This window comes from Phenylobacterium sp. J367 (genome assembly GCF_024699985.1).
Taxonomy (GTDB): domain Bacteria; phylum Pseudomonadota; class Alphaproteobacteria; order Caulobacterales; family Caulobacteraceae; genus Phenylobacterium.
Genome location: NZ_JAJONA010000001.1, coordinates 4506996 through 4532680, shown reverse-complemented (window position 1 = coordinate 4532680; position 25685 = coordinate 4506996). Strand labels below are relative to the sequence as shown.

Annotated in this window: 23 protein-coding genes and 6 pseudogenes; 18 read left to right on the top strand and 11 right to left on the bottom strand. The window is 70.4% G+C overall.

Translation table 11 applies throughout. The features are described 5' to 3' along the window. Positions 1-86: 86 nt before the first annotated feature. The 8 genes and pseudogenes from LRS04_RS24110 to LRS04_RS24075 all read left to right on the top strand — a co-directional run bounded on the left by LRS04_RS24110 (position 87) and on the right by LRS04_RS24075 (position 6840). Positions 87-905 carry a TIGR02587 family membrane protein gene (locus LRS04_RS24110; RefSeq protein WP_257818601.1) on the top strand — a complete coding sequence of 273 codons (819 nt, stop codon included), beginning with the start codon at positions 87-89 and terminating at the stop codon, positions 903-905. A gap of 2 nt (positions 906-907) precedes the next feature. Further along, positions 908-1330: a hypothetical protein gene (locus LRS04_RS24105; RefSeq protein ID WP_257818600.1), complete on the top strand. Its 423-nt coding sequence runs from the start codon at positions 908-910 to the stop codon at positions 1328-1330. 207 nt (positions 1331-1537) lie between these two features. Further along, on the top strand, positions 1538-2095 hold the full coding sequence (locus LRS04_RS24100; RefSeq protein ID WP_257818599.1) for a biliverdin-producing heme oxygenase: 558 nt from the start codon (positions 1538-1540) through the stop codon (positions 2093-2095). Then, complete coding sequence (locus LRS04_RS24095; protein WP_257818598.1) at positions 2092-4011, top strand: GAF domain-containing protein; 1920 nt, start codon at positions 2092-2094, stop codon at positions 4009-4011. The genes LRS04_RS24100 and LRS04_RS24095 overlap by 4 nt, the downstream gene beginning before the upstream one ends. Beyond that, positions 3984-4343, top strand: coding sequence for an ATP-binding protein (locus LRS04_RS24090; RefSeq protein ID WP_257818597.1), 360 nt, complete (start codon positions 3984-3986; stop codon positions 4341-4343). Before LRS04_RS24095 ends, LRS04_RS24090 begins: the two co-directional genes overlap by 28 nt. Next, positions 4336-4788 (top strand): response regulator, encoded by a 453-nt coding sequence (locus LRS04_RS24085; RefSeq protein WP_257818595.1) that lies wholly within the window; start codon positions 4336-4338, stop codon positions 4786-4788. Before LRS04_RS24090 ends, LRS04_RS24085 begins: the two co-directional genes overlap by 8 nt. Before the next feature lie 332 nt (positions 4789-5120). Continuing rightward, a pseudogene (locus LRS04_RS24080) lies at positions 5121-6326 on the top strand (ATP-binding protein); the annotation flags it as partial. Between the two features lie 181 nt (positions 6327-6507). Continuing rightward, positions 6508-6840, top strand: a complete 333-nt coding sequence (locus tag LRS04_RS24075) for a response regulator (RefSeq protein WP_257819242.1) — start codon at positions 6508-6510, stop codon at positions 6838-6840. Here LRS04_RS24075 and LRS04_RS24070 read toward each other — a convergent pair. The 5 genes and pseudogenes from LRS04_RS24070 to LRS04_RS24060 all read right to left on the bottom strand — a co-directional run bounded on the left by LRS04_RS24070 (position 6830) and on the right by LRS04_RS24060 (position 11057). Next, on the bottom strand, positions 6830-8596 hold the full coding sequence (locus LRS04_RS24070) for a response regulator (protein WP_374577313.1): 1767 nt from the start codon (positions 8594-8596) through the stop codon (positions 6830-6832). The two genes, LRS04_RS24075 and LRS04_RS24070, sit on opposite strands and share 11 nt — an antisense overlap. Continuing rightward, the gene (locus LRS04_RS28525) at positions 8593-8748 is read right to left on the bottom strand and encodes a YfiR family protein (RefSeq protein WP_374577311.1); all 156 of its coding nucleotides are present in this window, start codon (positions 8746-8748) and stop codon (positions 8593-8595) included. The genes LRS04_RS24070 and LRS04_RS28525 overlap by 4 nt, the downstream gene beginning before the upstream one ends. Positions 8749-8803: 55 nt before the next feature. Beyond that, positions 8804-9085, bottom strand: a pseudogene (locus LRS04_RS28520) (YfiR family protein); the annotation flags it as partial. A 33-nt stretch (positions 9086-9118) separates the two neighbouring features. Further along, positions 9119-10021 (bottom strand): TonB-dependent siderophore receptor, encoded by a 903-nt coding sequence (locus LRS04_RS24065; protein ID WP_257819241.1) that lies wholly within the window; start codon positions 10019-10021, stop codon positions 9119-9121. A 505-nt stretch (positions 10022-10526) separates the two neighbouring features. Beyond that, entirely contained in the window at positions 10527-11057 is a 531-nt protein-coding gene (locus LRS04_RS24060) for a TonB-dependent siderophore receptor (RefSeq protein WP_257818592.1), read from the bottom strand. 135 nt (positions 11058-11192) lie between these two features. Here LRS04_RS24060 and LRS04_RS24055 point away from each other — a divergent pair. Together LRS04_RS24055 and LRS04_RS24045 are read left to right on the top strand one after the other, a co-directional pair. Then, positions 11193-11909: pseudogene (locus tag LRS04_RS24055) on the top strand (carboxylesterase family protein); the annotation flags it as partial. A 73-nt stretch (positions 11910-11982) separates the two neighbouring features. After that, entirely contained in the window at positions 11983-12741 is a 759-nt protein-coding gene (locus tag LRS04_RS24045) for a carboxylesterase family protein (RefSeq protein ID WP_374577310.1), read from the top strand. On the opposite strand, the gene LRS04_RS24040 is transcribed toward LRS04_RS24045, so the two are convergent. Together LRS04_RS24040 and LRS04_RS24035 are read right to left on the bottom strand one after the other, a co-directional pair. Beyond that, entirely contained in the window at positions 12738-14453 is a 1716-nt protein-coding gene (locus LRS04_RS24040) for a PAS domain-containing sensor histidine kinase (protein ID WP_257818591.1), read from the bottom strand. The genes LRS04_RS24045 and LRS04_RS24040 overlap by 4 nt on opposite strands. Continuing rightward, on the bottom strand, positions 14410-14700 hold the full coding sequence (locus LRS04_RS24035) for a hypothetical protein (RefSeq protein ID WP_257818590.1): 291 nt from the start codon (positions 14698-14700) through the stop codon (positions 14410-14412). Before LRS04_RS24035 ends, LRS04_RS24040 begins: the two co-directional genes overlap by 44 nt. A 105-nt stretch (positions 14701-14805) precedes the next feature. Between LRS04_RS24035 and LRS04_RS28515 the strand changes: the two are divergent. From LRS04_RS28515 to kduD, 4 genes and pseudogenes are all read left to right on the top strand, one after another. Then, a pseudogene (locus LRS04_RS28515) lies at positions 14806-16190 on the top strand (spinster family MFS transporter). 74 nt (positions 16191-16264) lie between these two features. Beyond that, positions 16265-16444 carry a hypothetical protein gene (locus LRS04_RS24020; protein ID WP_257818587.1) on the top strand — a complete coding sequence of 60 codons (180 nt, stop codon included), beginning with the start codon at positions 16265-16267 and terminating at the stop codon, positions 16442-16444. An 81-nt stretch (positions 16445-16525) separates the two neighbouring features. Next, entirely contained in the window at positions 16526-17371 is an 846-nt protein-coding gene (gene kduI, locus LRS04_RS24015; RefSeq protein ID WP_257818586.1) for a 5-dehydro-4-deoxy-D-glucuronate isomerase, read from the top strand. A 10-nt stretch (positions 17372-17381) separates the two neighbouring features. Next, positions 17382-18141 (top strand): annotated as a pseudogene (kduD, locus tag LRS04_RS24010) (2-dehydro-3-deoxy-D-gluconate 5-dehydrogenase KduD). 155 nt (positions 18142-18296) lie between these two features. On the opposite strand, the gene LRS04_RS24005 reads toward kduD, so the two are convergent. From LRS04_RS24005 to LRS04_RS23990, 4 genes are all read right to left on the bottom strand, one after another. Then, positions 18297-19580: an MFS transporter gene (locus LRS04_RS24005; protein WP_257818585.1), complete on the bottom strand. Its 1284-nt coding sequence runs from the start codon at positions 19578-19580 to the stop codon at positions 18297-18299. 26 nt (positions 19581-19606) lie between these two features. Next, positions 19607-20092 carry a 2-keto-4-pentenoate hydratase gene (locus tag LRS04_RS24000; RefSeq protein WP_257818584.1) on the bottom strand — a complete coding sequence of 162 codons (486 nt, stop codon included), beginning with the start codon at positions 20090-20092 and terminating at the stop codon, positions 19607-19609. Continuing rightward, complete coding sequence (locus tag LRS04_RS23995; RefSeq protein ID WP_257818583.1) at positions 20034-20432, bottom strand: hypothetical protein; 399 nt, start codon at positions 20430-20432, stop codon at positions 20034-20036. The genes LRS04_RS24000 and LRS04_RS23995 overlap by 59 nt, the downstream gene beginning before the upstream one ends. A gap of 102 nt (positions 20433-20534) precedes the next feature. After that, positions 20535-21953 carry a mannitol dehydrogenase family protein gene (locus LRS04_RS23990; RefSeq protein ID WP_257818581.1) on the bottom strand — a complete coding sequence of 473 codons (1419 nt, stop codon included), beginning with the start codon at positions 21951-21953 and terminating at the stop codon, positions 20535-20537. 375 nt (positions 21954-22328) lie between these two features. Here LRS04_RS23990 and uxaC point away from each other — a divergent pair, with 375 nt between their 5' ends. The 4 genes and pseudogenes from uxaC to LRS04_RS23975 all read left to right on the top strand — a co-directional run bounded on the left by uxaC (position 22329) and on the right by LRS04_RS23975 (position 25586). Then, positions 22329-23780 (top strand): glucuronate isomerase, encoded by a 1452-nt coding sequence (gene uxaC / locus LRS04_RS23985; RefSeq protein ID WP_257818580.1) that lies wholly within the window; start codon positions 22329-22331, stop codon positions 23778-23780. A 97-nt stretch (positions 23781-23877) separates the two neighbouring features. After that, positions 23878-24513, top strand: a pseudogene (locus LRS04_RS27280) (LacI family DNA-binding transcriptional regulator); the annotation flags it as partial. A gap of 95 nt (positions 24514-24608) precedes the next feature. After that, positions 24609-24935 carry a substrate-binding domain-containing protein gene (locus tag LRS04_RS27275; protein ID WP_308238220.1) on the top strand — a complete coding sequence of 109 codons (327 nt, stop codon included), beginning with the start codon at positions 24609-24611 and terminating at the stop codon, positions 24933-24935. A 105-nt stretch (positions 24936-25040) separates the two neighbouring features. Next, positions 25041-25586, top strand: a complete 546-nt coding sequence (locus tag LRS04_RS23975; RefSeq protein WP_257818578.1) for an RNA polymerase sigma factor — start codon at positions 25041-25043, stop codon at positions 25584-25586. Positions 25587-25685 lie beyond the last annotated feature (99 nt).

Below are 25685 nucleotides of genomic sequence, written 5' to 3'. Positions count from 1 at the left end.
AGGAAATCTGCAGAGCCGTCCAGCGGAATTGCCGAGCCGTCCCGGCCGATGGCGCCGAGCTTGGCTGCTGTGCGTTGAGCCGGATGATGGCGCGCGTCGCAACCGAGGAGCACTACGGCCGGGGCCTGGCGCGCGCGTGCGCCGGCGCGATCATCTTCTCGTTTCCGCTGATCATGACCATGGAGATGTGGGAGCTGGGATTCTACGTGGACCGCCTCCGGCTCGGACTCTTCGTGCTGGTCACGGCGGCGACGGTCTGGGGCCTGGCGAGCTTCGCGGGCTTCCGGGAGAGCGCCGGGCGCGTGGACGACCTGCTCGACGCCTTCGCCGCGCTCGCCGTCGGCTATGTGATCTCCGCGGCCATGCTGGCGCTGTTCGGCCTGCTCACGCCGGACATGGCCCTGCGCGAGGTCGTGGGGATGGTCGCGATCCAGGCGGCGCCCGCGAGCATCGGGGCGATCGTCGCCGACAAGCAGCTCCAGGGCGGCGGGGAGGGCGGCGAGAACCCCCGGGAGGAGCGCGCGGGCTATGTCGGCCAGCTGTTCCTGATGGCGGCCGGGGCGCTGTTCCTGGCCTTCAACGTCGCGCCGACCGAGGAGATGATCCTGATCGGCTACAAGATGAGCGCCTGGCATGCGATCGCCGCGGCGGCGGCCTCCCTGCTGCTCCTGCATGCGCTGGTCTACACGGTGGGTTTCGCGGGCCAGGCCGAGCATGAGACGCACCTGCGCGCCTTCATCGACTTCACGCTCGCCGGCTACGGCATCGCCCTGCTGGTCAGTCTCTATATCCTCTGGACCTTCGGTCGCCTGGATCACGCCGGCGCTGCGGAGACGGTGCGCGCGGTCGTCGTCCTGGGCTTTCCCGCCGCCCTGGGCGCGGCGGCGGCCCGGCTCCTGGTGTAGCCATGGCCCCACCCCGCAAACGCGCCGGCAAGGCGGCGAGGCCTTCGCTTCGCGAGCGCACCCCGATCGTCGAGTGGTGCGCCGCCGCCCTCGGCCTCATCCTGACCCTCGGCGTGGTCGGCTACTCGGCCTGGGAGGGGCTCGGCGGCGGCGGCGGTCCGCCGGACCTGCGGGCCGAGGTGCGCGAGGTCCATGCGCTGGGCTCCGGCCACGTGGTCGAGTTCCAGGTCCGCAATCTCAGCGCCGCCACCGCCGCCGACGTGGTGGTGTCCGCCACCCTCCGGAGCGGCGCGGCGGCCGAAACCCACAGCGTAACGCTCGACTACGTCCCGGGCCTTGGGGCCGCCCGCGGCGGGCTGGTGTTCAAGGCGGACCCGGCCGGCGGGACGCTGACCATCGCCGCCGAGGCGTACGGCGAGCCCTAAGTCCTGAAATAACGAGGAATTGCGGCGGAGCTTGAACCCTTTCGAAATCTGCGTGTTGTGCAGCCACGGGGCTGTCCCGGCGTGCGAAACGCCGGCGCAGGCGCTTGCCCTTGTCCGGCGTTTGATGTTTCGTCCCGGGCTCGGGAGGGGCTGAGCAGAAAGAGTGTTCCGCCCGCGATGTACCGTTCCTTGGATTTCCGTACTTCTTTGCCGGACCTTGCGACGCACCTGCGCGCCGAGACCTCGGGCGCCCACCACTCTCTCGAGACCTCACTCGACCTGCTCCGTCGGCCGGCCGACAGACAAGGCTTCCTGGAGGTGCTGGAACGGTTCCATGGGTTCCATGCGGTATGGGAGGGGGCCATCCGCACGCGATCGACCTATGCCGCCTTCCATGCCTCGCGCGCCCGCCTGCCGCACCTGCGGCGGGACCTGGCGGCGCTCGGCCGTACGACCGCCGAGATGCGGATGCTGCCCCATTGCCTCGAGGCCGACGCTCTGGTGGACGGCGCCGCCCGCACACTGGGGTCTATCTATGTCCTGGAGGGTTCGACCCTGGGCGGACAGGTGATCGCCCGCGAACTGGCGGACAGCGGCTGGCTGCCGAGGGGCGGGCTCACCTACTTCAATCCCCACGGGCGGCGGACCGGGGAGATGTGGCGGGGATTCCGCACCTGGCTGGGCGACCAGGAGGTCGACTGGGACGAGACGGTCGAGGGCGCCAGGCGAACCTTTGCCCTACTTGAGAGTTGGGCCGCCCGATGAGCGACACCCTGACGTCCCAGCAACCGCCGCGCGATCTCGACCTGGACGCCTGCGCCGCCGAGCCGATCCGGATTCCCGGCGGGATTCAGCCGCACGGCGCGCTCCTCGTCCTGGACCCCGAGCGCCTGACCCGGCTGCAGGGCAGCGCGAACCTCGCCGAGTTCACCGGCCTCGACCTCGGCCAGGACCAGGCGCTGGACGCCGTGGCGGGCGGCAAGGCGCTGGCCGCTGAGCTGCGCCGCTGGCTGGCCGCTGTCGATCCGGCCCTGTTGCGCACCGTCGAGATCGCCGGGCGGACGCTGCAGGTGTTCGCCCACGCGACGCCGCAGGGCCTGATCGTCGAGTTCGAGGCCCCGCCGGCCTCCGAGGCCGAGACCCTCGAGGGCCTCTATCCGCGCCTGCGGCAGTTCCTCGATGCTATCGGCCAGGCCGCCGACGTGAAGGCCATCGCCGACGCCGCCGTCCATGAGGTGCGGGCGCTCACCGGGTTCAACCGGGTGATGCTCTACGCATTCGACGAGGAGGGGGTCGGCACGGTGCTTGCCGAGGACGGCGACGGGGTCCTGCCGTCGTACCTGAACCAGCGGTTCCCGGCCTCGGACATCCCGGCCCAGGCCCGGGCGCTCTATGTCCAGAACCGCGTCCGCCTGATCCCCAATGCGGACTACGCGGCCTCGCCGATCACGCCGGCCGCCAGTCCGGTGGACGGCGGCCCGCTGGACCTCAGCCATGCGGCGCTGCGCAGCGTCTCGCCGGTGCATCTCGAATACATGCGCAATATGGGCACCTGGGCGTCGATGTCGGTCTCGGTGATCGTCGAGGGGCGCCTGTGGGGCCTGATCTCGGCCCACAACCGCGAGCCCCGGCAGGTCAACGCCCAGGTCCGCACGGCCTGCGATATCCTGGGCCAGGTGCTGTCCCTGCAGATCGAGGCGCGCGAGCAGGCGGAGCGCAACGGCCAGCGTCTGCAGCTCAAGCAGGTGGAGACCGAGCTCCTGGCGCAACTTGCGCTCGCCCAGAACTTCGAGATCGGCCTGATCGACAACGCGCCCCTGTGGCTTGGCCTGACCAATGCGCGCGGCGCGGCGGTGGTCCGCGAGGGGCGGGTGAAGGCGGCCGGCTCGACGCCGTCGGTGGACGAGATCCGCACCCTCGCCGATATGCTGGGCGCGCGCGGCGAGGAACTGGTCGTCCTGGATTCCATCGCCGAGGTCCTGCCTGCCGCGGAGAGCTATGCGGCGCTGGCCAGCGGTCTCCTGGCCGTGCCGATCTCGCAGATCCACGCCGACTACATCATGTGGTTCCGTCCCGAGGCGATCCGCACCATCGAGTGGGCCGGCGACCCCAAGAAGCCGATGACCCCCGGCGTCGACCGGCTCAACCCCCGCAAGTCCTTCGAGATGTGGCGTGAGCAGGTGCGCCTGCGCAGCATGCCGTGGACGGCGGCCGAGATCGACACGGCGACCGGCTTCCGGAGCGCCATCCAGAGTTTCGTCCTGCGGCGCGCCGAGGAGCGGGCGGAGCTGACGACCCGGCTCGAGGCCATCAACAAGGAGCTGGAAAGCTTCTCGTACTCGATCTCCCACGACCTGCGGGCCCCGTTCCGGCACATCGTCGGCTATGCCGAGCTGCTGTCCGACCGCCAGCGCGACCTGGATCCCAAGTCCGCCCACTACCTGCAGAGCATCCAGGACGCCGCCCTCTCGGCGGGCCGGCTGGTGGACGACCTCCTGAACTTCTCGCAGCTCGGCCGGGCCAGTCTGGCGAAGGACCGCATCGACATGGTCAAGCTGGTGGCCGAGGTTCGCCGGTCGCTGAGCACGAACTCGACGGCCGCCAGATCGACTGGCAGGTGGGCGACCTGCCCAGGGCCTGGGGCGACGGTGCGATGGTCCGCCAGATCCTGCAGAACCTGATCCAGAACGCCATCAAGTATTCCGCCGCGCGCGAGCGGACCGAGATTTCGATCTCCGGCGAGGACCTTGGCCGCGCCGTCGCCTACACGGTCCGCGACAATGGCGTGGGCTTCGACATGGCCTATGCGCACAAGCTGTTCGGCGTCTTCCAGCGGCTGCATCGCAGCGAAGACTTCGAGGGCACAGGCATCGGCCTGGCGCTCTGCAAGCGGATCGTCGACCGGCATGGCGGGACCATCACCGCCAACAGCGTGGTCGACGGAGGCGCGACCTTCACCTTCACCTTGCCCAAGCGCGAGAGCGCGCAACTAGGAGACTTCCCGCGTGGCTGATCTGAGGCCAATTCTTCTGGTGGAAGACAATCCCCGGGACCTCGAGCTGACGCTCGCGGCGCTGGCCAAGTGCCAGCTCGCCAACGATATCGTGGTCGCCCGCGACGGGGCCGAAGCCCTCGACTTCCTCTACTGCAAGGGCGAGTACGCCGATCGCACGCCCGGAGACCCGGCGGTGGTGCTGCTGGACCTGAAGCTGCCCAAGGTCGACGGCCTGGAGGTGCTGGAGAAGGTCAAGGGCGACAGTCTGCGTCGGCAGATCCCCGTGGTCATGCTGACCTCCTCGCGGGAGGAACGCGATCTCGTGAAGAGCTACGAGCTCGGCGTGAACGCCTTCGTCGTGAAGCCGGTGGACTTCAACGCCTTCTTCGAGGCGATCCAGGATCTCGGCATGTTCTGGGCGATCCTCAACGAGCCGCCGCCGAGGAGCCTGGCCGATGCCTGATTCCGGTGTCCGGGGGCGGATGCGGGAGCTGCACATCCTCCTTCTGGAGGACAGCGAGATCGACGCCGAACTGCTGGCCGCGCACCTGACCAAGGCGGACCTGGCGTTCAGCCTGCGCCGGGTCACCAACCGGCGGGAATTCGTCACCGCGCTGGAGGAAGGCGGGGCCGACGTGATCCTCGCCGACTACTCCCCTCCCGGACTTCGACGGCCTCTCGGCCCTGAACATCGCCCGCGCCCTGCAGCCGGACCTGCCCTTCATCTTCGTCTCGGGCGTGGTGGGCGAGGAGTTCGCGACCAACGCGCTGAAGCGTGGCGCGACCGACTACGTGATGAAGCGCAACCTCACCCGGCTGGCGACGGCCGTGGAGCGCGCGCTGGAACAGGCCCGCGAGCGTCACGAGCGGCAGGCCGCCGAACGCGCGCTGATCGAGCTGAACGCCCGTCTGGAGGACGAGGTGGCGCGCCGGACCGCAGAGCGCGACCGCATCTGGACGCTGGGCCGCGACCTGTTCGCCGTGCTGTCCTTCGATGGCGTGCTCCGCCGCGTGAACCCGGCGTGGGAGCTGCTGCTGGGGCACCGGTCCGAACGGCTGATCGGCGAGCGCCTCGAGAACCTGGTCGTTCCGGAGGACCAGCCGATCATCGCCGAGATGGCGCGCAGCCTGTCCCAGGGCGAGGTGGTGGAGCGGTTCGAGACCCGGCTGCTGGCCATCGACGGGACGTGGCGCTGGATATCCTGGACCGGCGCGGCGGACGACTTCGCCTATGCCGTCGGCCGGGACATCACCGCCGAGAAGGCCGCCGCCGTCGCCCTGGCCGAGCGCAACCGCGAACTGGCCGCCCAGATCGAGGAGCGCGAACGGGTCGAAGCGACGCTGCGCCAGATGCAGCGGCTGGAAGCGGTCGGCCAGCTCACGTCCGGCGTGGCGCACGACTTCAACAATCTCCTGACCGTGATCCTCGGCAACATCGGCTTCGTCGAGAAGTCGCTGGCCCGGCAGAAGATCGACGGGGCCATCGGCGAGCGGATCAGCCACATGCGCACGGCCGCCGAGCGTGGCGCGAAGCTCACGGCCCAGATGCTCGCCTTCTCGCGCCGGCAGAAGCTGGAGCCCAAGCCCGTCGACCTGAACGAGACCGTGGCCGGGATGCGCGACCTGCTGCACTCCACCATGGGCGGCAGCGTGCGGCTCGAGACGGTGCTGAAGCCGGAGCTGTGGCCGGCGCTGGTCGACCCCACCCAGATCGAACTGATCATCCTCAACCTGGCGATCAACGCCCGCGACGCCATGGAGGTCGGCGGCGGCCTGAGCGTCGAGACCGCCAACGTCACCCGCACGACGGCGCCGGCCCGGCCGGAGGAGCCGCCGCCCGGCGAGTACGTCATGCTGTCGGTCAGCGACACCGGCCCCGGCATGACCGACGAGGTCCTGGCCAAGGCCTTCGAGCCGTTCTTCACCACCAAGGCGGTGGGCAAGGGGTCCGGCCTGGGCCTTGCCCAGGTCTACGGCTTCGCCAAGCAGTCGGGCGGCGGCGTGAGCATCGAGACGCGGCTCGGCGAGGGCACGACGGTGAAGGTGTTCCTGCCCCGGGCCGAGGGAGTCGCGCGCCGCGATCCCGAGACCCGTTCCCGCGCCGTGGCTCCGGTCGACGCCGCCAGCCACACCGTGCTGGTCATGGACGACGACAGCGCCGTGCGGGGAAATCACCGCGGCCATGCTGACCGAGCTGGGCTACGGGGTCCTGGAGGCCGGCAGCGGCGGCGCCGCGCTCGACATCCTGAAGGCCGGCCAGCCGATCGACATCCTGCTCGCCGACTACGCCATGCCCGGGATGAACGGCGTCGAGGCGGCCCGTGCGGCGGTGGAGCTGCGGCCCGGCCTGCCGGTCCTGTTCATCACCGGCTATGCGGACCTCAAGGCCCTGCGCGACGTGGGCGAGGACCGGATCATCCAGAAGCCGTTCCGGGACGACGAACTGGCCCGCAAGGTGGAGGCCGCGCTCGGCCGGACCGGCGGCTCCGGCAAGGTGGTGCCGCTCAGGCGCTAGAGCGCGTCGGGTCCTGCGCCTTCAGCCCCTCGGCCACGGTGCGGGCGAGATCGTCCATCTCGAAGGGCTTGCGCAGGATCACCGCCTGGCCGCCCAGCGCCGCCTCGACGGCCGCGCTGTCGGCATAGCCGCTGGCGAAGACGATCGGCAGCCCGGGCCACCGCTCGCGGGCGAGCGCCGCGGCCTCGGCCCCGTTCATCCCCGGCATGGCGAAGTCCATCAGCACCAGGTCCGGCTGGTCCTGGGCCAGCATCTCCAGCGCGCGCGCGCCTCCGTCGGCGGCGATCACCCGGTAGCCGAGCAGTTCGAGGGTGTCGCGGACCAGGTTGCGGACCTCGGCGTCGTCGTCGACCACCATCACGCAGGCGCCCTCCGCGGGGGCCAGCACCGGCGCCTGGGCCGACCGGCCGGCCTGAACGGCCTCGACCGGCGTCTGCGACCGGCGCAGCAGCAGGCGCACCGTCGTCCCCTGACCTGGCTCGCTGTCGATGGTCGCCTGGCCGCCCGCCTGGCGCGCCACGCCATAGACCTGCGAGAGCCCAAGTCCCGTGCCCTTGCCGACGCCCTTGGTGGTGAAGAAGGGGTCGAAGGCCCGCTCGGCGACCTCGGGCGGCATGCCGGCCCCGGTGTCGGAAACGCTCAGCTCCACATAGGCGTCGGGATCGAGCACCGGATGCCCCGGCGGGACCTGGATCACCTCGGTGGCGATCACCAGGCGGCCGCCGTCCGGCATGGCGTCGCGGGCGTTGATCGCCATGTTCAGCACCGCCAGCTCGAGCTGGGTGCGGTCGGACAGCACCGGCAGCGCGTCGTCGTCGAGGCGGAACTCCAGCTCGATGTCGCCGCCGAGGCTGCGGGTGATCAGGTCGCGCATGTCGGCGATCAGCTCGCTGACGATGAACGGACGCAGCTCGAGTTTCTGCGCGCGGGAGAACGCCAGGAGCTGGCGCGTCAGGCTGGCGCCCCGCTCGGCGGCCTGCAGGCCGTTGCCCGCCCAGACGGCGACCTTCTCCGTCTCTGCCGGTTTGCGGCGGATCAGCTCGAAGGCGCCGTGCACCACCTGCAGCAGATTGTTGAAGTCGTGCGCGATGCCGCCGGTGAGCTGGCCCAGCGCCTCCATCTTTTGGCTCTGGCGCAGCGCCTCCTCGGCCCGGGCCCGTTCGCGCATCTCCACGGTCAGCTTCTCGTTGGCCTCGGCCAACTCGCCGGCGCGCCGCTGGAGCTGGGCCGCCGAACGGGTGATGACGCCCAGCATCAGCAGGGAGACGACGGTCAGAACCGCCAGCCCGCTGTGCCGGCCCAGGAAATCCCCGAACGGCTCGCGGGCGGTCCGCAGGTAGACAGCGCCCAGCCGGACGCCCTGTTCGGAGACCGGCACGCTGACCTCGGCGGCGCCCTGCCGGAAGGCGGCGACCGTATCCACGAGGCGGGCCGGCGGCGGTGAAGTGGGGCGGCGGGCGTAGGTGACCAGCGGGCCGCCCTCGGTGTCATAGACCGCCGCGGCGGCGATCCGGCGGTTGGCGCGCAGGGCGTCGACATATTCCCGCATGGTCGGGCGGTCGTCGAAGGCCAGGGCGGCGGTCACGCTGGCGGCCAGGATCTCGGCCTGCACGACGGCCGCCCGCGCCGCCTGGGCGCGGTAGACCTGTTCGGCGCGCAGCCCCAGCAGCAGGCCCACGGCCAGCAGGGCCACGGCGGCCAGGCCGGCCAGATTCACCTGGCCGCGGATCGAAAGGCGGGGCCAACGCAGGTTCATCGCTTCACCGACAGGCCGAGCGCGAGCAACTTCGAGCTGATCGCCAGCCCGTTCTCCGACGCCTGCTGCGCGTCGATATGGAAGCGGACGCGGTTTTGGAAGACCACGAAATGGATCATCCCCCGCGTACTCCCGCGTGTGGAGTCGGTCACCGTGAGCACCGGGGCGCCGCGCACCCGCCGCCAGCGCCTGGGCGGTGGTCTGCCGGTGCGAGCCGGCGGCGTAGAGCACCTGGCAGCCCGAGCTGCGGTCCACCGTGGCGAGCCGCCGGACGTTGACCTGGGCCGGAACCTGGGCCGCCAGCGCGTCGCCCACCGGATCGTCGCCCAGCACGCAGAGCCGGACAGGCCCGCCGGCCGAACCGGCGGGCCAGCTCACAAAGGCGGCGAACTTGGTGAGGAACGCGGCCTTGACGGCGTATTCCAGCGGCTGCGCGCCCGCCGCCGTGCCCAGCGCCAGCAAGCCGGCCAGTGCGCCGGCCGCGATCATCCAACGGTCCGAGGCTCGCCGCGCCGCCGCCATTCAGGGGGTCCAGCGAAGGGTCACGAAGGCGCTCCGAGGAATTTCGCTGCGCCGTGTCTCGCTGGCTTCGGCATGACGTGCGTGCAGCAGGTCCTGGCCGCTCACCGCCAGCTCGATCTGGTCGGTCACCCGCCAGGCCAGGCGCAAGCTGGCCTCGGCATAGCCCGACGCGCCCACATAGCCGGAGGCCGCCAGCCGCGGCAGGTCGTCATAGACCCGCAAGGCCATGTCGAGGCTCAGACGATCCGTCAGATCCATGCGCGAGCGGATCTTGCCCCAGTAGCCGGGGTCCGCGCCCATGGCCTCGAACCTGGAGATATCGCGGCTGCCAGGCTTCAGTCGGAACTCCTTCTCCAGGATCGAACCGCCGAGGCTGAGGCGCCACCAGTCGGCCACCTGCACCTCGCCCCAGGCCTCCACACCCCATGTCTCGCCCTCCATGGTGTTGCCCACGAGGACTGGCCGGGGCCAGCTCAGGTCAAGCTCGTTCGTCCGGATGTCGTCGTAATCGTGGAAATAGGTCGTCACTGTGACGCTGGCCGCGTCGGTGATCCGGCCCCGGTAGCCGAGTTCGTAGGCGATCAGCTTCTCCGACCCCATGTGGCCCGGGTCGACCAGCCCCGGGATCGAGAAGTCCCGCTCGATGCGCGACGGATTGCGGATCGCGCGCGACACCGCGCCCCAGACGAACTGCCGCTCCGAAATCCGCCAGCCCAGGCGGGCGTTCGGCATCCATTCGGAGGTCGTGTAGTCGTTGGCCTCCAGCTTGAGGCCGAGGGTCAGCAGCAGGTCCGGCCGCAGCGCGATTTCGTCCTGGATGAACAGGTTGGCGATGTCGTTCCGCCGCCTTGGCGGGTCGAGAAGCTGGGGATCGGAGAGGGTGCGGAACTCGTCCTTCGTGATCCGGTAGCCGCCCCCCAGACAACCGCATGGCGGGCGCCGAGCGGAAAGGCGTGCTGGGCCTGGACGTCCCAGGTGCGCAGCCTGTCGTGGACACCGCGGACCTGCCGCTCGATCTCGTCATAGTAGGCCTGGACCTCGATCGATGCGCCGCCCATGGCGTGGGTCCAGCGGCCGAGCACATTGCCGCCGCGGGAGTAGCCCTGGCCGAAGTCCAGGGTGTGCTCGATGTTGGCGTCCTGCAGATCACCCTGCAGGGTGATCGCATCGACGCCGCGCGCCCAGTCGGCGCGGAATCCGGCCTGCCAGCCGTCCCATCCGTCATTGGCGCTGGAGCCGTCGGCTTCCTCGAGGTCGGCGCGCCGGAAGGCCGTGGCGTACACCCGGCCCGCGCCGGAATCGCCGAGCTGGGCCCCATAGCGAAGGCGCACGTCGCTATCGAGCGTGCCCAGGTTGACCACCGCCAGGCCGCCCTCGGTGTCGAAGGCGCTGCGGGTGGTGACGTTGATCACGCCGTTGACCGCGTTGGCGCCCACAGCGTGCCGCCGGGGCCGCTGATCACCTCGATGCGGTCGATATCGTCCATCAGGACGTGATGCTCGTCCCAGTCCACGCCCGAGAAGAGCGGGGTATAGACGCTGCGCCCGTCGACCAGCACGAGCAGCTTGTTGGCCGACTCGAAGCCCGCGAAGCCGCGGGCGGTGATCGAATAGTCGAGCGCGTCGATGCGCATGACCTCGAGATTGGGGGCGAGCCGCAGCGCCTCGGGGATAGTCTGCGCCCCCGATTGCCGGATCGCCTCTTCGGTGACGACGTAGACGGAGGACGCCGCGTGGTTCAGGCCCTCTGGCCGCTTGGACACCGAGGTGACGTTGATTTGCGCCAGCTCGTCGATGGAAAGGCCGCCCAGCTCGCGAGCGGCCGCGTCCGCAGCCAGCGTCACCTGGGCGCACGCCGGTCCGCCCCACGCGAGCGCCAGGGCCGCGAGGCAGAGTCCGAGTCCTGTGGGGCGTTCCGCCCCGACCGTCGTCGTCTTCATGACCCCCGTCACGCCACGCATCGCAAGTCCGAGCTTGGGCGTGGTTTCATGCCTAGAACTCCGTAGCGAGCCATCCGTTGCCTTGGCTGTGACGCGGCGCTTTACAGTCCCTTAGGATCGCGTAGAAAAACGGGTATGCTCCGGCGTCAGACCGGAGGCTTGCTCCCGGGGGAAACAATGTCCGTCGCACGCGCGCTCGCCGTCGTCCTGGCCCTTGGCCTCGCGGCCGCCTCGCCACCCGCCACGGCGCAGCCGGCCGTCGCGGGCGCCGCGCCCGTCGCCGCCGGACCGGTGGTGAAGCTTTCGCAGGGCTCCGTCCGCGGAACCGTCGCCGACGGCGCCGCCGTCTTCCAGGGCATCCCGTTCGCAGCCCCGCCGGTCGATGACCTGCGCTGGAAGCCACCCGCCGAGGCGGCGAAATGGACCGGCGTCCGCGACGGAACGAAGCCGGGCGCCAACTGCACCCAGTCCGAGGACTGCCTGTTCGTGAATGTCACCCGGCCGGCCGGCGCCAAGGCCGGCGCGAAGCTGCCCGTGATGGTCTGGATCCACGGCGGGGCCTTCGTCGCGGGCAACTCGACAGCGGCCTTCGGGGCGGTGCATGACGGGACCGAGTTCGCGAAACAGGGCGTGGTCCTCGTCACCCTGAACTACCGCCTGGGCCGCGCGGGCTGGTTCGCGCATCCGGCGCTGACCAGGGAGGGCGGGCCCACGGGGAACTACGGCCTGATGGACCAGGTCGCGGCGCTGAAGTGGGTGAAGGCCAACATCGCCAGCTTCGGCGGCGACCCGGGCAATGTGACGATCTTCGGCGAGAGCGCCGGCGGCATCTCGGTCTTCTACCTCATGCTGGCGCCCGCAGGCCCGCGGGCTCTTCCACAAGGCGGCGTCGGAGAGCGGCTTCGCGCGCCATGTCCCCGCCAGCCTGCAGGCCGCCGAGGCGCTGGGCCTCAAGGCCGCCCAGGCCGCCGGCGTGCAGGGCGAGGACGCCACGGCCGCCGCCGCGCTCCGCAAGCTGCCGATCTCGGCCATGCCCTATACCGAGCCCTTCACCGCCCGCGCCCAGCCGATCCTCGACGGGACGTGGATCAGCTCGGGCATCGCCGAGGGCTTCGCGGCCGGCCGCCAGGCCAAGGTCCCGCTGCTGACCGGCGGCAACTCCAATGAGGCGAGCCTCTTCCGGCCGCAGCCGGCGCAGCTCGACCTGGTCCCGGAAGCCGCCCGTCCGTCCCTGAACGCCGCCTTCGATCCGGAGAACACCGGCGACAGGACGAAGATCGTCCACCGCCTGAGCACCGCGACCCTGGTGACCGAGCCCGACCGCAACGTGGCGCGCCTTCAGTCCAAGGCTGGCCAGCCGGTCTATCTCTACCACTTCTCCTACGTGACCCCGGCCGAGCGCGAGAAATCGCTGGGCGCGGCCCACGCCGCGGAGATCAAGTACGTGTTCGGCGGCGCGGCCCAGAAGTTCGCCCCGGAGGACGTGGCGATCTCAAAGGCCATGAACGCCTACTGGGCGGCCTTCGCGAAGACCGGCAATCCGGGGTCCGCCGGCGGGCCCGCCTGGCCGCGGTTCGCGCCGAAGGAGACGGCGATCGAGTTCGCGAACGATGGCGTCCACGTCCGCGACCAGCACCAGAAGGCCCGGCTCGACTGGGTCGAGCAGAGCCTGGCCAAGCGCTAGCCGATCTCCAGCGGGCCCGGATCTGTCCCGGGCAGGGGGGCGGTGATGCTGCAGACCAGGCCTTCCGGCTCGTAGCTGACCGCCACCTTTGCCTGGAGGTCGGCCTTCAGGCCCTGGCGGATCAGGCGCGTGCCGAAACCGGACCGCGCCGGCGGGCTCACCGGCGGGCCGCCCCGTTCCCGCCACGAGATCGCGATCTCGCCCGCGGCGGGGTCGACGTCCCACGAAAGCGAAACCTGGCCTTCGGGCTTCGAGAGGGCGCCGTACTTCGCCGCATTCGTCGCCAGCTCGTGCAGGGCGAGCGCCATGGCGGTCGCGGACTTGGGCGGCAGGTGCACCGGAGGGCCGCCGTAGGAGAAGCGCTCCGGCCGGCCCGATTCCGCATGGGGGCTCGCCACCTGTGCGGCGATCGCCTCGAGACCGGCGCCGGACCAGTCTTCGGCGATCAGCACGTCGTTCGCCTGGGCCAGCGCGATCAGCCGCGCGGCGAAGGTGTCCCGGACGTCCTTGGGCACGTCGGCGCGCTGCAGCGTCTGAGCGGCGATCGCCTGGACCGTGGCCAGGGAGTTCTTCACCCGGTGGTTCAGCTCGTTGAGCATCAGCCGCTGCCGGGCCTCGGCGGCCCGCCGGGCGCTGATGTCGCGGACCACCGCCTCCACCCCGCCGTTCGACAGGGATCCGGCGCTGATCTCCACCTCCACCCAACTGCCGTCCTTGCGACGAAGGCGCCGATCGGCGACGGCCGGCTGGTCGCGGCCGCCTGTCCGGCGCCACGTGGCGGCCGGGCCCACGTCGTCGCCTCCTAACAGAAGGCGGGAGTCCATGCCGATCAGCTCGTCGCGGGGGTAGCCGATCAGGCGGCAGGCGGCGGCGTTGACCTCCACATAGCGGCCGTCAACGTCCTCGATGAAGATGGCGTCGCCGGCGGTCTCGAAGAACTCCCGGTAGCGTGCTTCGCTGCGGCGGAGCTCCGCTTCGGCCCGGGCCCGTTCCACCGCCGACCAGGTCCGCTCCGCCACCTCCTCCACGAGGCGGGCCTCGTCGTCGCTCCAATAGCGGGGCGTGCTCTGGTGCACGTAGAGGGCGGCGGTGAGCCGTCCCCCCTTCACCAGGCTGACCACCAGCGAGGCCTTCAGTTCCAGGCCTGCGAACGCCGCCTGGACCTCCGCGCCCGCAAAGGCGGGCTCGGTGGCGGCGTCGTTGACCCGCAGCGTCACGCCGTGGCGCATGGCCTCCAGCACCGGCGGCCCGAAGGCGGCGAGGTCGTGCAGGCCGCTGTGGTGCTCGACCGTGCCGTCCGTCCAGTTGTGCTCGGTCGTGAAGAAGCGCTCGTCCTCGGCGACGTCGCCATAGCCCACACGGTTCGCCCCCAGGTGCTCGCCCAGCGCGCGCTGGGCCGCGGCGATCACCTCGCGGGGCTCGGTCAGCGGACGAAGCACGCCTTCCAGTTCCAGCAGGAAGGCGGCGCGCTGTTTGGCGAGCACGGCCTCCGTCGTCTCGCGGCACAGGCAGAGCGCGCCGGCGATGCGGCCGTCCTCATCTTCCACCGGCGTATAGGAGAAGGTGAACCAGGCCTGGTGCGGCGCACCCTGGCGCAGGAGCGTCACAGGCAGGTCCTCGAAGAAGCTCGCGTCGCCCGCGTAGGCCGACTCGATGACCGGCCCGACCTCATCGTCCACCTCGGGCCACACCTCGAAGAACGGGCGACCCAAGGCGCCTCGCGCCGCGCTCGCCCAGGATCGGCAGGTAGGCCTCGTTGTAGATGAAGGTCTGCTCCGGACCCCAGAGCAGGAAGGCCGGGTGGCGCAGCCTGCGCACGAGCGCCACCAGGCCCGCCAGCGCCCCCGGCCAGTCGGCCCGCGGGCCAAGCGGCGTCCGTTCCCAGTCGAAGCTCTCGAAGGACTCGGCGACGCCAACGTCGCTGGCCGAAGCGGGGAGGGGAGTGGCGTCGACGCGCATCTACAGGAAGCTCACAAGAAGCATGTTCTCTCAGGCCCATAGCCACCGTGCAAGCTTGGCCGTGGAAGTTCCTGCGCACCCGCCCCTTGGCGGCTCCAACAGCCCATGCCACAAGGCTTTTTCGAGGAAACGCATACCGGCGCTTCGAAGCCAGAAAGCTGGCCGCGCCGGCCAATGTCAGGGGAGTTCATGACCGCCGCCGCCGCGCCTGCTGGCGCCAAGTCCAGCATGGCCTACAGCTACTTCGTCGTCTTCATCCTGGCGGTGGTCTACACGCTGAACTTCCTGGACCGGCAGATCGTGGCGATCCTCGCCGAGCCGATCCGCAAGGACCTGAACCTCACCGACACCCAGCTCGGCATGCTGGGCGGCATCGTCTTCGCCGCCTTCTATACGACGTTCGGCCTGCCGGTGGCCTGGCTCGCCGACCGGGCGAGGCGGGTGTGGATCATCTCCGGCGCGTGCGCGCTGTGGAGCCTGTTCACCGTGCTCTGCGGCACGGCGCAGAATTTCGTCCAGCTCGCCCTCTACCGGATGGGGGTCGGCATCGGCGAGGCCGGCGGCTCCCCGCCGTCCTACTCCCTTATCAGCGACTATTTCCCGCCCGAGAAGCGCGGCGTCGGTCTGGCCGTCTATTCCCTGGGGTGCCCGCCGGCTCGATGATCGGCGCCTTCGCCGCCGGCCGGATCGCCGAGGCCTACGACTGGCGGATGGCGTTCTATGTGATGGGCGTGCCGGGCATCGTCATGGCGCTCGTGCTGCTGCTCGTGGTGCGCGAGCCCAAGCGCGGCGGCCTGGACGCCACGGAGGACGGCTCGGAACATCCGCCGGCCCCGCCGATGTTCGAGGCGATCGGCGGCTTCTTCCGCCAGCGCACCCTGATCCTCACGGCCGTCTCCTCGGCCATGTCGGCCTTCGTGGGCTATGCGGCCCTGAACTGGAACGCGCCGTTCCTGATCCGCGTGAAGGGCATGACCCTCGTGGAGATCGCCAACTACTACTCGCTGGTGCTCGGCATCACCGGGATGATCGGGACCTTCGCCGCCGGCTGGCTGGTGGACCGCCTGGGCCGCAAGGATCGCCGCTGGTTCGCCTGGGTGCCGGCCATCGCCTTCGCGCTCACCATCCCGTTCTGGTTCGGCATCGTCTATGCGCCCACCTGGCAGCTCACCCTGGTGTTCATCGCCGTGCCCGCCCTGCTCAACAACATGTACCTCGCCCCCGCGCTGACGGTCGTCCAGAACGCCGTGACGCCGGCCAGGCGGACCATCTCCGGCGCGGTCCTGCTGTTCATCCTCAACCTCGTGGGCCTGGGCGTCGGCCCGGTCTATGTCGGCCGGATCTCCGACTGGGCCAAGCCGCACTACGGCGATCAGTCGCTGGCGATCGGCTTCCTGGCGCTGATCCCGATTGTGGTGATCACCATCGGCTGCCACCTGGCCGCGGCCCACTCCATCGCCCGCGACAAGCGACTTGCCGCAAACCTGTGACGTTGCGGACGCAGCGCGGCGGGGCGCGCCGCGCTATGGTTGGGGCCGGGACGTTTTCGAGTCGGATGCGCGTTGTGAGTGAAATGATTGAGGCCCCCTGGATCCGCAGCTTCGCGCTCGCGCCTCGGCGCATGAGCGCGGGCGGCTGGGTTTGGCTCAGTCCCTATGAGTGGCGCTGGCAACGGCCGGACACCGGCCTGCCGGCGGCCGTGAACCCGCCGCGGGTCTTCACCCGCAAGCCGCCGCGTCGCTGACCCCTTCGCCAGGATCGCCGCCGGAAATCGTTGCGACAGGATATGACACCGGTTACCTAACCCTCACAGGGAGTGAAGCCGATGTTCGACAAGGTCTACCACGCGACCCATCCCGATATGATGGCCGGCGTCGACAACCAGACGCTGCGTGACCGCTACCTGGTCGGCGGACTGTTCCAGCCGGGCCGGATCAGCCTGAACTACTCCCATAACGAGCGCTTCATCATCGGCGGGGCTGCGCCGACCACAGCCGCCCTGACCCTGCCGGCGCAGACCGAGCCGGAGAGCGCCAAGGGCCATCCGCTGCTGGAGCGCCGCGAGCTCGGCGTGGTCAACGTCGGCGGGGCGGGCAGGATCACCGTCGACGGGACCGCCTACGACCTCAAACCCCGCGACGGCCTCTATGTGCCGATGGGCTCGGAGACGGTGACCTTCGAGAGCGGCGACGCCGCCAGTCCCGCGCTCTTCTACCTGGTCTCGCTGCCCTGCCATGTCAGGCTCGAGACCCAGCACATCTCCATCGACAAGGCGAACCCGCTGGAGCGCGGCTCGCCGGAGCTGTCGAACGAGCGGACGATCTACCAGTACATCATCCCGGGCGTCTGCCAGTCGGCCCAGCTCCTGCTGGGCGTGACGTTCCTCAAGCCGGGCAGCGTCTGGAACACCATGCCGCCGCACCTCCACGACCGGCGCAGCGAGGTCTACCTCTACTTCGGCCTCGAGGGCGACAACCGGGTCTTCCACTTCATGGGCGAGCCCGACGCCATGCGCCACGTGGTGATGAGCAACAACGAGGCGGTGATCTCCCCGCCCTGGTCGATCCACATGGGCGCGGGCACGAGCGCCTACGGGTTCATCTGGGCCATGGGCGGCGAGAACCTCGACTACACGGACATGAACGTCCTCGACATCTGCCAACTCAAGTAAGGGGGCGGGCATGGGCGCCGATCTCTTCAGCCTGGCCGGCAAGGTCGCCGTGGTCACCGGGGCCAACACCGGCCTGGGCCAGGCGATCGCCGTGGCGCTGGCGCAGGCGGGCGCCGACGTGGCCTGCGTCGGCCGTTCGGCCATGGACGAGACCGAGGCCGCGGTGACGGCGACGGGCCGGCGGTTCCTCGCCATCTCCGCCGACCTCGGCTCCATCGAGCCGGTCCAGCGGATCGTAGACGAGACCGTCGCGGGCCTGGGCTCGCTGGACATCCTGGTCAACAACGCCGGCATCATCCGCCGCGCCGACGCCCTCGACTTCACGGAAGAGGACTGGGACGCGGTGATCGACGTGAACCTGAAGTCGGCCTTCTTCCTCAGCCAGGCCGCCGCGAAGGTGATGGTCGCCAGGGGCGGCGGGAAGATCATCAACATCGCCTCGATGCTGAGCTTCCAGGGCGGCATCCGGGTGGCGTCCTACACGGCCTCGAAGAGCGGCATCGCCGGCCTGACCAAGCTGATGGCCAACGAATGGGCGGCGAAGGGGATCAACGCCAACGCCATCGCCCCCCGGATATTTCGCCACCAACAACACCGAAGCGCTGCGCGCCGACGAGGCTCGCAACCGGGACATCCTCGCCCGCATCCCGGCCGGCCGGTGGGGCCGGCCCGAGGACCTGGGCGGGGCGGCGGTGTTCCTCGCCTCCGCCGCCGCCGACTACATGCACGGCGCGGTGATCCCCGTGGACGGCGGCTGGCTGGCGCGGTGAGCGACCATCCCTCCCCTTCAGGGGAGGGCGGACGGCGCGAAGCGCCGCCGGGTGGGGGTGTGTGGGCCAAGCGCCGATCCATGCGCCCGAACCCCACTTCCCCACCCTGGCCGCCCTAGGCGGCCTTTCCCTCCCCTGAAGGGGAGGGATGATTTTCAATCCACCTTCGCGGGCGCCATCTTCGGGCTGAGGATGTGCACGACCGCCAGCGCCAGCAGGTAGGCGGACGCCGCCACCACGAAGATCGGCGTGTAGCTGCCGATCTTCTCCAGCACCCAGCCGGCGTACTTCGACATGGCCATACCGCCGATCCCGCCGACCATCCCGCCGATGCCGATCACCGAGCCCACCGCGGCCCTGGGGAAGACGTCGGAGGGCAGGGTGTAGAGGTTGGCCGAGAAGCCCTGGTGGGCGGCCGTGGCGAGCCCGATGATGCCCACCGCCAGCCAGACGTTGTCGGCGTACATGGCGAACGCGATCGGCAGGACGCAGAGCGCGCAGATCAGCATGGTCAGCTTGCGCGCCGCGTTGACGCTCATCCCCCGGTGCATGAACCGCGAGGACAGCCAGCCGCCGCCGACGCTGCCGACGTCCGACAGCAGGTAGATGGCGATCAGCGGCGGGCCGAAGGTCTTCAGGTCGAGGTCGTAGCGCTTGGAGAGGAAGTCTGGCAGCCAGAACAGGTACATCCACCAGATCGGGTCGATCAGGAACTTGCCGAGCGCATAGGCCCAGGTCTCCTTGACGCGGATCAGCTTGGTCCAGGGGACGTGCTGCACCGGGTCCGGCGGATCCTGCTCGATGTAGGCGAGCTCGGCGGCCGACAGCTTCGACTGCTCGCGGGGCCGCTTGTAGACCAGCCACCAGACCGGCAGCCAGACCAGGCTGACCACGCCGGTGATGATGAAGGCCGCCTCCCAGCCCATCGACAGCACGATGCCCGGCACCACGAGCGGGGTGACGATCGCGCCGATGTTGGTGCCGGCGTTGAACACGCCCGTCGCGAAAGCCCGTTCCTTCTTGGGGAACCACTCGGTGACCGCCTTGATGCCGGCCGGGAAGCCGCCGCCCTCGCCGATGCCCAGCACCACGCGCGCGGCGATGAAGCCGCCGGCGCTCTTCGCGAACGCGCAGGCGATGTGGCCGATGGTCCAGACCACGAAGGCGCCGGCGAAGCCGATCCGGGCGCCGACCTTGTCGACGATGCGGCCGAAGAACAGGTAGCTCAGCGCATAGGCCGCCTGGAACCAGAAGACGATGTCCGCATAGGTCGTCTCGCTCCAGCCCAGCTCCTCGGAGAGGGTCGGCTTGAGCAGCCCCAGCATCTGCCGGTCGACGTAGTTGATGACCATGGCCGTGAACAGCAGGGCCACGATGATCCATCGGTAGTTGCCGACCTTGACGGCGATCGGCTGCGCCCCTTGCGCCTCTGCGGTCACTTAGGGTCCTCCCTGGGTGTTTTTTCTTAGCTGGTCACCGCGATGGTAGCGGTACAACGAACCTCGCCCAACGGGCCGAAATCGACCACCGCCTCCTCGCCCGGCCGGATCTCGTGGATGCCGCTGAGCTGGCCGGTGGTGATCAGGCTTCCGGCTTTCAGCGGCCGGCCCCGGCGGGCGGCGTGGGCCAGCATCCAGGCGAGGCAGCCGAGCGGTCCGCCCTCCAGGCTGCCGGCCGAGCCCTGGCCCACCTCCACGCCGTTGATCAGGGTGCGGCAGGCGAGGCTCTCCGGCGAGCGCCGGCGCCAGCCCTCGATCTCCGGCCCCAGCACCAGGCCCGCGTTGTTGCCGAAGTCCGAGACCACCACCCGCGGCCCGAGCACATTGATCGTGGAGAGCGGGGAGCCCGCGAACTCGCAGCCGATCACGAAGGCGTCCACGAACTCGGCGGCCTCATCCGGCGTCCAGTCCAGCTTGTCGGCGGGTGCGTCCTTGGCCACGCGGACCACCACCTCGGCCTCCACGGCCGAGAAGCCGCCCGGGATCGTTCGGAAGCGGCCGGCCTCCCCCTGGGGGCGTCTGCACGTTGGCGCGAAAGATCGGGCCGGCGAGGCGGGTCTCGCCGACCTCGGCCTGCACGTCCACCGGCACCTTGCCGATCTTCCAGCCGGCGACCTCGTCCGGCCACAGGCCGATGGCGGCCTCCTGGATGCGGTAGCCCTCGGCCAGCGACCGGGGCAGGGGACCGGGGAAGCCGGGAACGGCCTCGAAGGCCTGGCGCGCGGCGACGAACCGCCTGGCGATGGAAGGCGCGTCCTCATCGCGCGACGTCGTGGCCGCCGGCTCCGTCAAAATCTCGATCCTCCCGCCGTCCGGCCCGTTTTCCGGGTGATCGGCAGGGGTATAGGAAACCGGTGTCATTTTCAAATCAAGGCCACAAACGCGGGGATTTTGTCACGCCGCGAGCGCGGCGGACGGATCGGTGTCGAGCTGGGCGTAGGCGGTCTCGAGGGCGCGTCGGAACCGAGCGTTGGCGGCCACCGCGGGCGGGAACACGGCGGCGAGCGCCAGCACCGGCGCCACGTCGGCGGCCGGATCGCCGGTCATCCGCCGGCCGAGGTCCAGCAGGGTGTCGGCCATCGGGTCGGTGATCGCTTCGCCCGCCCGGGCGCGGGCCCGGACGAAGTGCATCCAGGCGGCGACGGGGACCGCCAGCCGGCTGACTGGACGGCCTTCGGCCAGCGCCTCGGCCGTGGTCTCCAGGATGCGGAACGGCAGCTTATGCGACCCGTCCCAGGCGATCTGGGCGAGCCGGTGGGCGATCGCCGGGTTGCGAAACCGGATCAGGACGGCGGCGATAGAGGCCGCCGTGTCGAGGCCCGGGGTGGGCGGCAGGCTGGCGGCGATGTCCTCGCGCATCATCCGCGCCACGAAGCCGGCGAGGGCGTCGTCGCCCATGGCCTGGGCGACCGTCTCGTGGCCGAGCCGCAGGCCCACATAGGCCAGGGTGGAGTGGGCCCCGTTCAGCAGCCGCAGCTTGGCCTTCTCGAAGGCCGCCACATCGTGGGTGAGCGTCACGCCCGCGGCCGCGAAGGCGTCGGCGTCGGCGCCGAGCGCGTCCTCCACCACCCATTGCACGAACCGCTCGCGCTGGATCGGCCAGGCGTCCTCCAGGCCGAGCTCCCGGCGGACCTTCTCGCGCAGTTCGTCGTCGGTGGCCGGGGTGATGCTGTCGACCATGGTGGAGGGGAAGCGCACCTCGCCTTCGATCCAGGCGGCGAGGTCCCGGTCGCCCTTGGCCTCCACAAGCTGCAGGACGGCGCGGCGCAGGCGCTTGCCGTTGTCCGAGAGGTTGTCGCAGCTCAACGCCACGAACGGGGCGACGCCGCCCGCCCGCCGGGCCGCCAGCCCCGTCGCCAGCCAGCCCGGGAAGCTCACCGGCGGACCCGCGCCCTCGAGGTCGCGGCGGATGTCCGGATGGCCGAGGTCGAGGTCGCCGGCCGGCGTCAGGCAGTACCCCTTCTCGGTCACCGTCGAGGTGACGAGCCGCACGCCCGGATCGGCGAGGCGCGCCAGCACCGTCTCCGGCGCCCGGGGCGCGGTCAGCACCTCCCTGATCGACCCGATGATCCGAAGCCTCGGCTCGGCCTCGCGTTCGGCCAGGGCGTAGAGCCCGTCCTGCGGCCGCAGCGCCGCCTCCACGTCGGCCGAGCGGACAGCCACGCCGCAGACCGCGAAGTCGCCGCCGGCCTTCAGCATCTCGTCGAAGTACCAGGCCTGGTGGGCGCGATGGAACGCGCCGGGGCCGAAGTGGACCACCCCCAGCTTCGACGCGGCGCGGTCGTAGGCCGGCGTCTCCACGGATGCGGGCACTAGATAAAGGGTTTCGTTCGAGAGGCGTCGCATCAAGCCAACCCAAACCCGCTCACCCCGGCGAAAGCCGGGGCCCAAGCTGAGACGCCGTATGGATCCCGGCTTTCGCCGGGACAAGCGGAGGCAATCAATGCGTCACGCCTAGTAGGTGTGGGCATGGTCGCCCGGCTGGATGTCCATCGTCGCCCGGCCGATCGGCCAGCCGTACTTGCACCCCCGCGCCGGCCGCCAGCCCGCGCACCGCGACGGCGACGTCGCCCCGGGGATCGATCCTAAGCAGGGAGGCTGCTAAGCTCATCGCACCTATGGTAACCGGTGTCATAGACGCGGCAAGCCCGCGCGGCATCGCAGTGACGAGCGTCGAGAGGAACGACCATGGCCCGGCCACTGACCCTTCACGAAGACCGGCTGTTCTCCCCCGAGCCGGCGGCGCGCGCCGTCGCCCGGCGGCTCTACGCCGAGGTGAAGGACCTGCCGATCATCAGCCCGCACGGCCATACCGATCCGTCCTGGTTCGCGCTGAACCAGCCGTTCCCGAACGCCACCGAGTTGCTGCTGGCGCCCGATCACTACCTCTACCGCATGCTCTATTCGCAGGGGATTCCCCTGGAGAGCCTGGGCGTGCCGAGCCGGGCGGGGATGTCGAGCGCCGACCCCCGCAAGGCTTGGCGGACCTTCGCCGAGAACCAGCACCTGTTCCGCGGCACGCCGTCGGCCCTGTGGCTGGCCCACGTGTTCAGCGTGGTGTTCGGCCTCGACGTCGCGCTGTCGGCCGAGACGGCGGACCTCTGCTACGACGCCATCAACGAGAAGCTGGCGACCGACGCCTTCCGCCCGCGCGCCCTCTTCGACCGCTTCCGCATCGAGGCGCTGGCCACCACCGAGGGCCCGCAGGAGAGCCTCCACCACCACGCGGCCATCCGGCAGAGCGGCTGGGGCGGCAAGGTCATCACGGCCTACCGGCCCGACCCGGTGATCGATTGCGAGCATGAGCAGTTCCAGGGCGCGCTCGCCCGCTTCGGCGAGATCACCGGCCAGGATGTGATGAGCTGGCAGGGCTACCTGGAGGCCCACCGCGTCCGCCGGGGGCAGTTCATGGCGGCCGGGGCGACCTCCACCGATCACGGCCACCCGACCGCGCGCACCGCCGACCTCTCCGCCGCCGACGCCGAGGCGCTGTTCCGGACGGTCACCTGCGGCAAGGCGACCTCCGCCGAGGCCGAGCTGTTCCGGGCCCAGATGCTGACCGAGATGGCCCGGATGAGCCTCGACGACGGCCTGGTGATGCAGATCCACCCCGGCTCGTTCCGCAACCACAACCGGCTGATCTTCGACCGCTATGGCCGCGACAAGGGCGCGGACATCCCGATGCAGACCGAGTTCGTCCAGGCTTTGAAGCCGCTGCTGGACCGCTTCGGCAACGAGCGCGACCTGACGGTGATCGTCTTCACGCTCGACGAGACCAGCTATTCCCGGGAGCTGGCGCCGCTGGCCGGTCACTATCCGGTCCTGAAGCTCGGCCCCTCCTGGTGGTTCCACGACAGTCCGGAGGGGATGCGCCGGTTCCGGGAGCAGACCACCGAGACGGCGGGCTTCTACAACACCGTCGGCTTCAACGACGACACGCGGGCCTTCCTGTCGATCCCCGCCCGCCACGACGTGGCGCGGCGCGTCGACTGCAACTTCCTGGCGCGGCTCGTCACCGAGCACCGGATCGAGGAGGACGAGGCCCGCGAGGTGGCCGTCGACCTCGCCTACAACCTGCCGCGCCGGGCCTACAGGCTGGACCAGCCCGCGCCGGCCGAGGGCCCGGCCCAGGCGGTCTGACGGCGCCGCCTGCCGGCGCGGGCGGCCTGTCGTTCAGCATGCTGGCGCACGCGGGGTCCCGGCTATAGTACGAGCGTGACTGGAGGCCCCCTGGCTGGTGACCGAATCGGCGAAACCCGTGCGACCCGCGCTGGTCTGGGATGCGAGCAAGCGCCCCACGATCAATGACATCGCGCGCCTGGCGCAGGTCTCGAAGAAGACCGTCTCGCGGGTGATCAACCAGTCGCCGTTCGTGAAGGCCGACACCCGGGAGCGGGTGAACGAGATCATCGCCGAGCTGGGCTACGCGCCGGACCCGCAGGCGCGGGGGCTGGCCTTCCGCCGCTCGTTCCTGATCGGCCTCGTCTACGACAACCCGAGCCCGCAATACGTCATCGACATGCAGCAGGGCATCCTCGACACCCTGCGCGGCTCCGGCTTCGAGCTGCTGGTCCACCCCTGTGATCGGACGAGCCCGACCTTCCTGGCCGACCTCCGCGGTTTCGTGGAGCGTCAGAAGCTGTTCGGCGTGGTCATGCCGCCCTCGGTCTCCGAGGACGAGCGGGTCGCCAAGCTGCTGACCGAGCTCGACTGCCCCTATGTGCGGATCGCCGGCATTCCGCTCGACGAGCCGGGCTCCAGCCTCGTCACCCACGACCACCACGGGGGCTACCAGGTGGCCCGTCACCTCGTGGAGCTGGGTCACAAGGTGGTGGCGCACATCTCCGGGCCCGACACCTTCCGCTCGGCGCACGAGCGCCGCGCCGGCTTCGTCCGGGGGCTCGCCGAGGGCGGGGTCGAGCTGAGGAACGCCTATTCGGCCCAGGGCGCGTACACCTTCGATTCGGGGTGGCCCGCGCCAGGGAGCTGTTCGAGCTGTCGCCCCGGCCCACGGCGATCTTCACCGGCAACGACGAGATGGCCGCCGGCGTCTATCAGGCGGCCCGCGAGGCCGGGCTCTCCATCCCCGGCGACCTGTCGGTGGTCAGCTACGACGACAGCCCCATGGCGGCGCGCCTCTTCCCGCGCCTGTCGAGCGTGCGCCTGCCGATCCGCGAGATCGGCAAGACGGCGGCCCAGATGCTGCTCCGGAACGGGGAGGGCGAGCCGAGCCCCGCGGCCCCGGAGTTCGAGCCCACCCTGATCGTCCGGGAATCCGCCGCCTCGCCCGGCTGAGCCTTCGCGGGACCGTCATATGGCGTTGCGCTCCGCTCGTTTCGGCCATAACCGCACACTGCAGAAACGACCGCGACAGCCGGCGCATCGAGGGGAGACGCAGACTTGGGGCCTTCTGAGCCGTCCAGAGGGCGCGCCGAGGACGACCCGCTGCTGCGCGCCTTCTTCGAGCGGCGCGAGGCGCTGATCCTGTTCCTGGCGTCGCGGACCCGGTCGATGGCCATGGCCGAGGACCTGGTCCAGGACCTCTACGTGAAGCTCAGCACCACCGAGGTGCGCGGCGAGGTGAAGTCGCCGCAGGCGCTGCTCTACCGCATGGCCGTCAACCTGATGACCGACCAGGTCCGCAGCGTGCAGCGCTCGGCCCGGCGCGACGGCCAGTGGCGCGAGGAGACCCATACCAGCGTGGGCGGCGAGCCCATCGAGCGCGAGCCGGGCGCCGACGAGGCCCTGCTGGCCAAGGAGCGGGTGCGGCTGCTCGCCGCGGCCGTGAAGGAGCTGCCGCCGCAGATGCAGCGCGCCTTCCGCCTGCACAAGCTGGAGGGCAAGAGCCAGGCCGAGACCGCCGAGGCCATGGGCGTCTCGCGCAAGATGGTCGAGCAGCACATCCAGGCGGCCATCCGCAACCTTTCCCAGAAGCTGCGAACATGAGGGCTATGTCGGGTTCGGCACAGAAATTGCGCCCCGACCTAGGGATGGGCCGGAGCGGCGCCGTCTCTCTGTTTGTCCAGGGCCGAGGTGGCCGAAGGG

Excerpts from the sequence above, each read along its gene's own strand:
- uxaC (WP_257818580.1), top strand. The coding sequence starts at position 22,329 with ATGGCCCGGCCACTGACCCTTCACGAAGACCGGCTGTTCTCCCCCGAG.
- LRS04_RS24095 (WP_257818598.1), top strand. The coding sequence starts at position 2,092 with ATGAGCGACACCCTGACGTCCCAGCAACCGCCGCGCGATCTCGACCTG.
- LRS04_RS24110 (WP_257818601.1), top strand. The coding sequence starts at position 87 with ATGGCGCGCGTCGCAACCGAGGAGCACTACGGCCGGGGCCTGGCGCGC.
- LRS04_RS24090 (WP_257818597.1), top strand. The coding sequence starts at position 3,984 with ATGGTCCGCCAGATCCTGCAGAACCTGATCCAGAACGCCATCAAGTAT.
- LRS04_RS24105 (WP_257818600.1), top strand. The coding sequence starts at position 908 with ATGGCCCCACCCCGCAAACGCGCCGGCAAGGCGGCGAGGCCTTCGCTT.
- kduI (WP_257818586.1), top strand. The coding sequence starts at position 16,526 with ATGTTCGACAAGGTCTACCACGCGACCCATCCCGATATGATGGCCGGC.
- LRS04_RS24060 (WP_257818592.1), bottom strand. The coding sequence starts at position 11,057 with ATGAAGACGACGACGGTCGGGGCGGAACGCCCCACAGGACTCGGACTC.
- LRS04_RS24070 (WP_374577313.1), bottom strand. The coding sequence starts at position 8,596 with ATGAACCTGCGTTGGCCCCGCCTTTCGATCCGCGGCCAGGTGAATCTG.
- LRS04_RS24075 (WP_257819242.1), top strand. The coding sequence starts at position 6,508 with ATGCTGACCGAGCTGGGCTACGGGGTCCTGGAGGCCGGCAGCGGCGGC.
- LRS04_RS24035 (WP_257818590.1), bottom strand. The coding sequence starts at position 14,700 with ATGCGCGTCGACGCCACTCCCCTCCCCGCTTCGGCCAGCGACGTTGGC.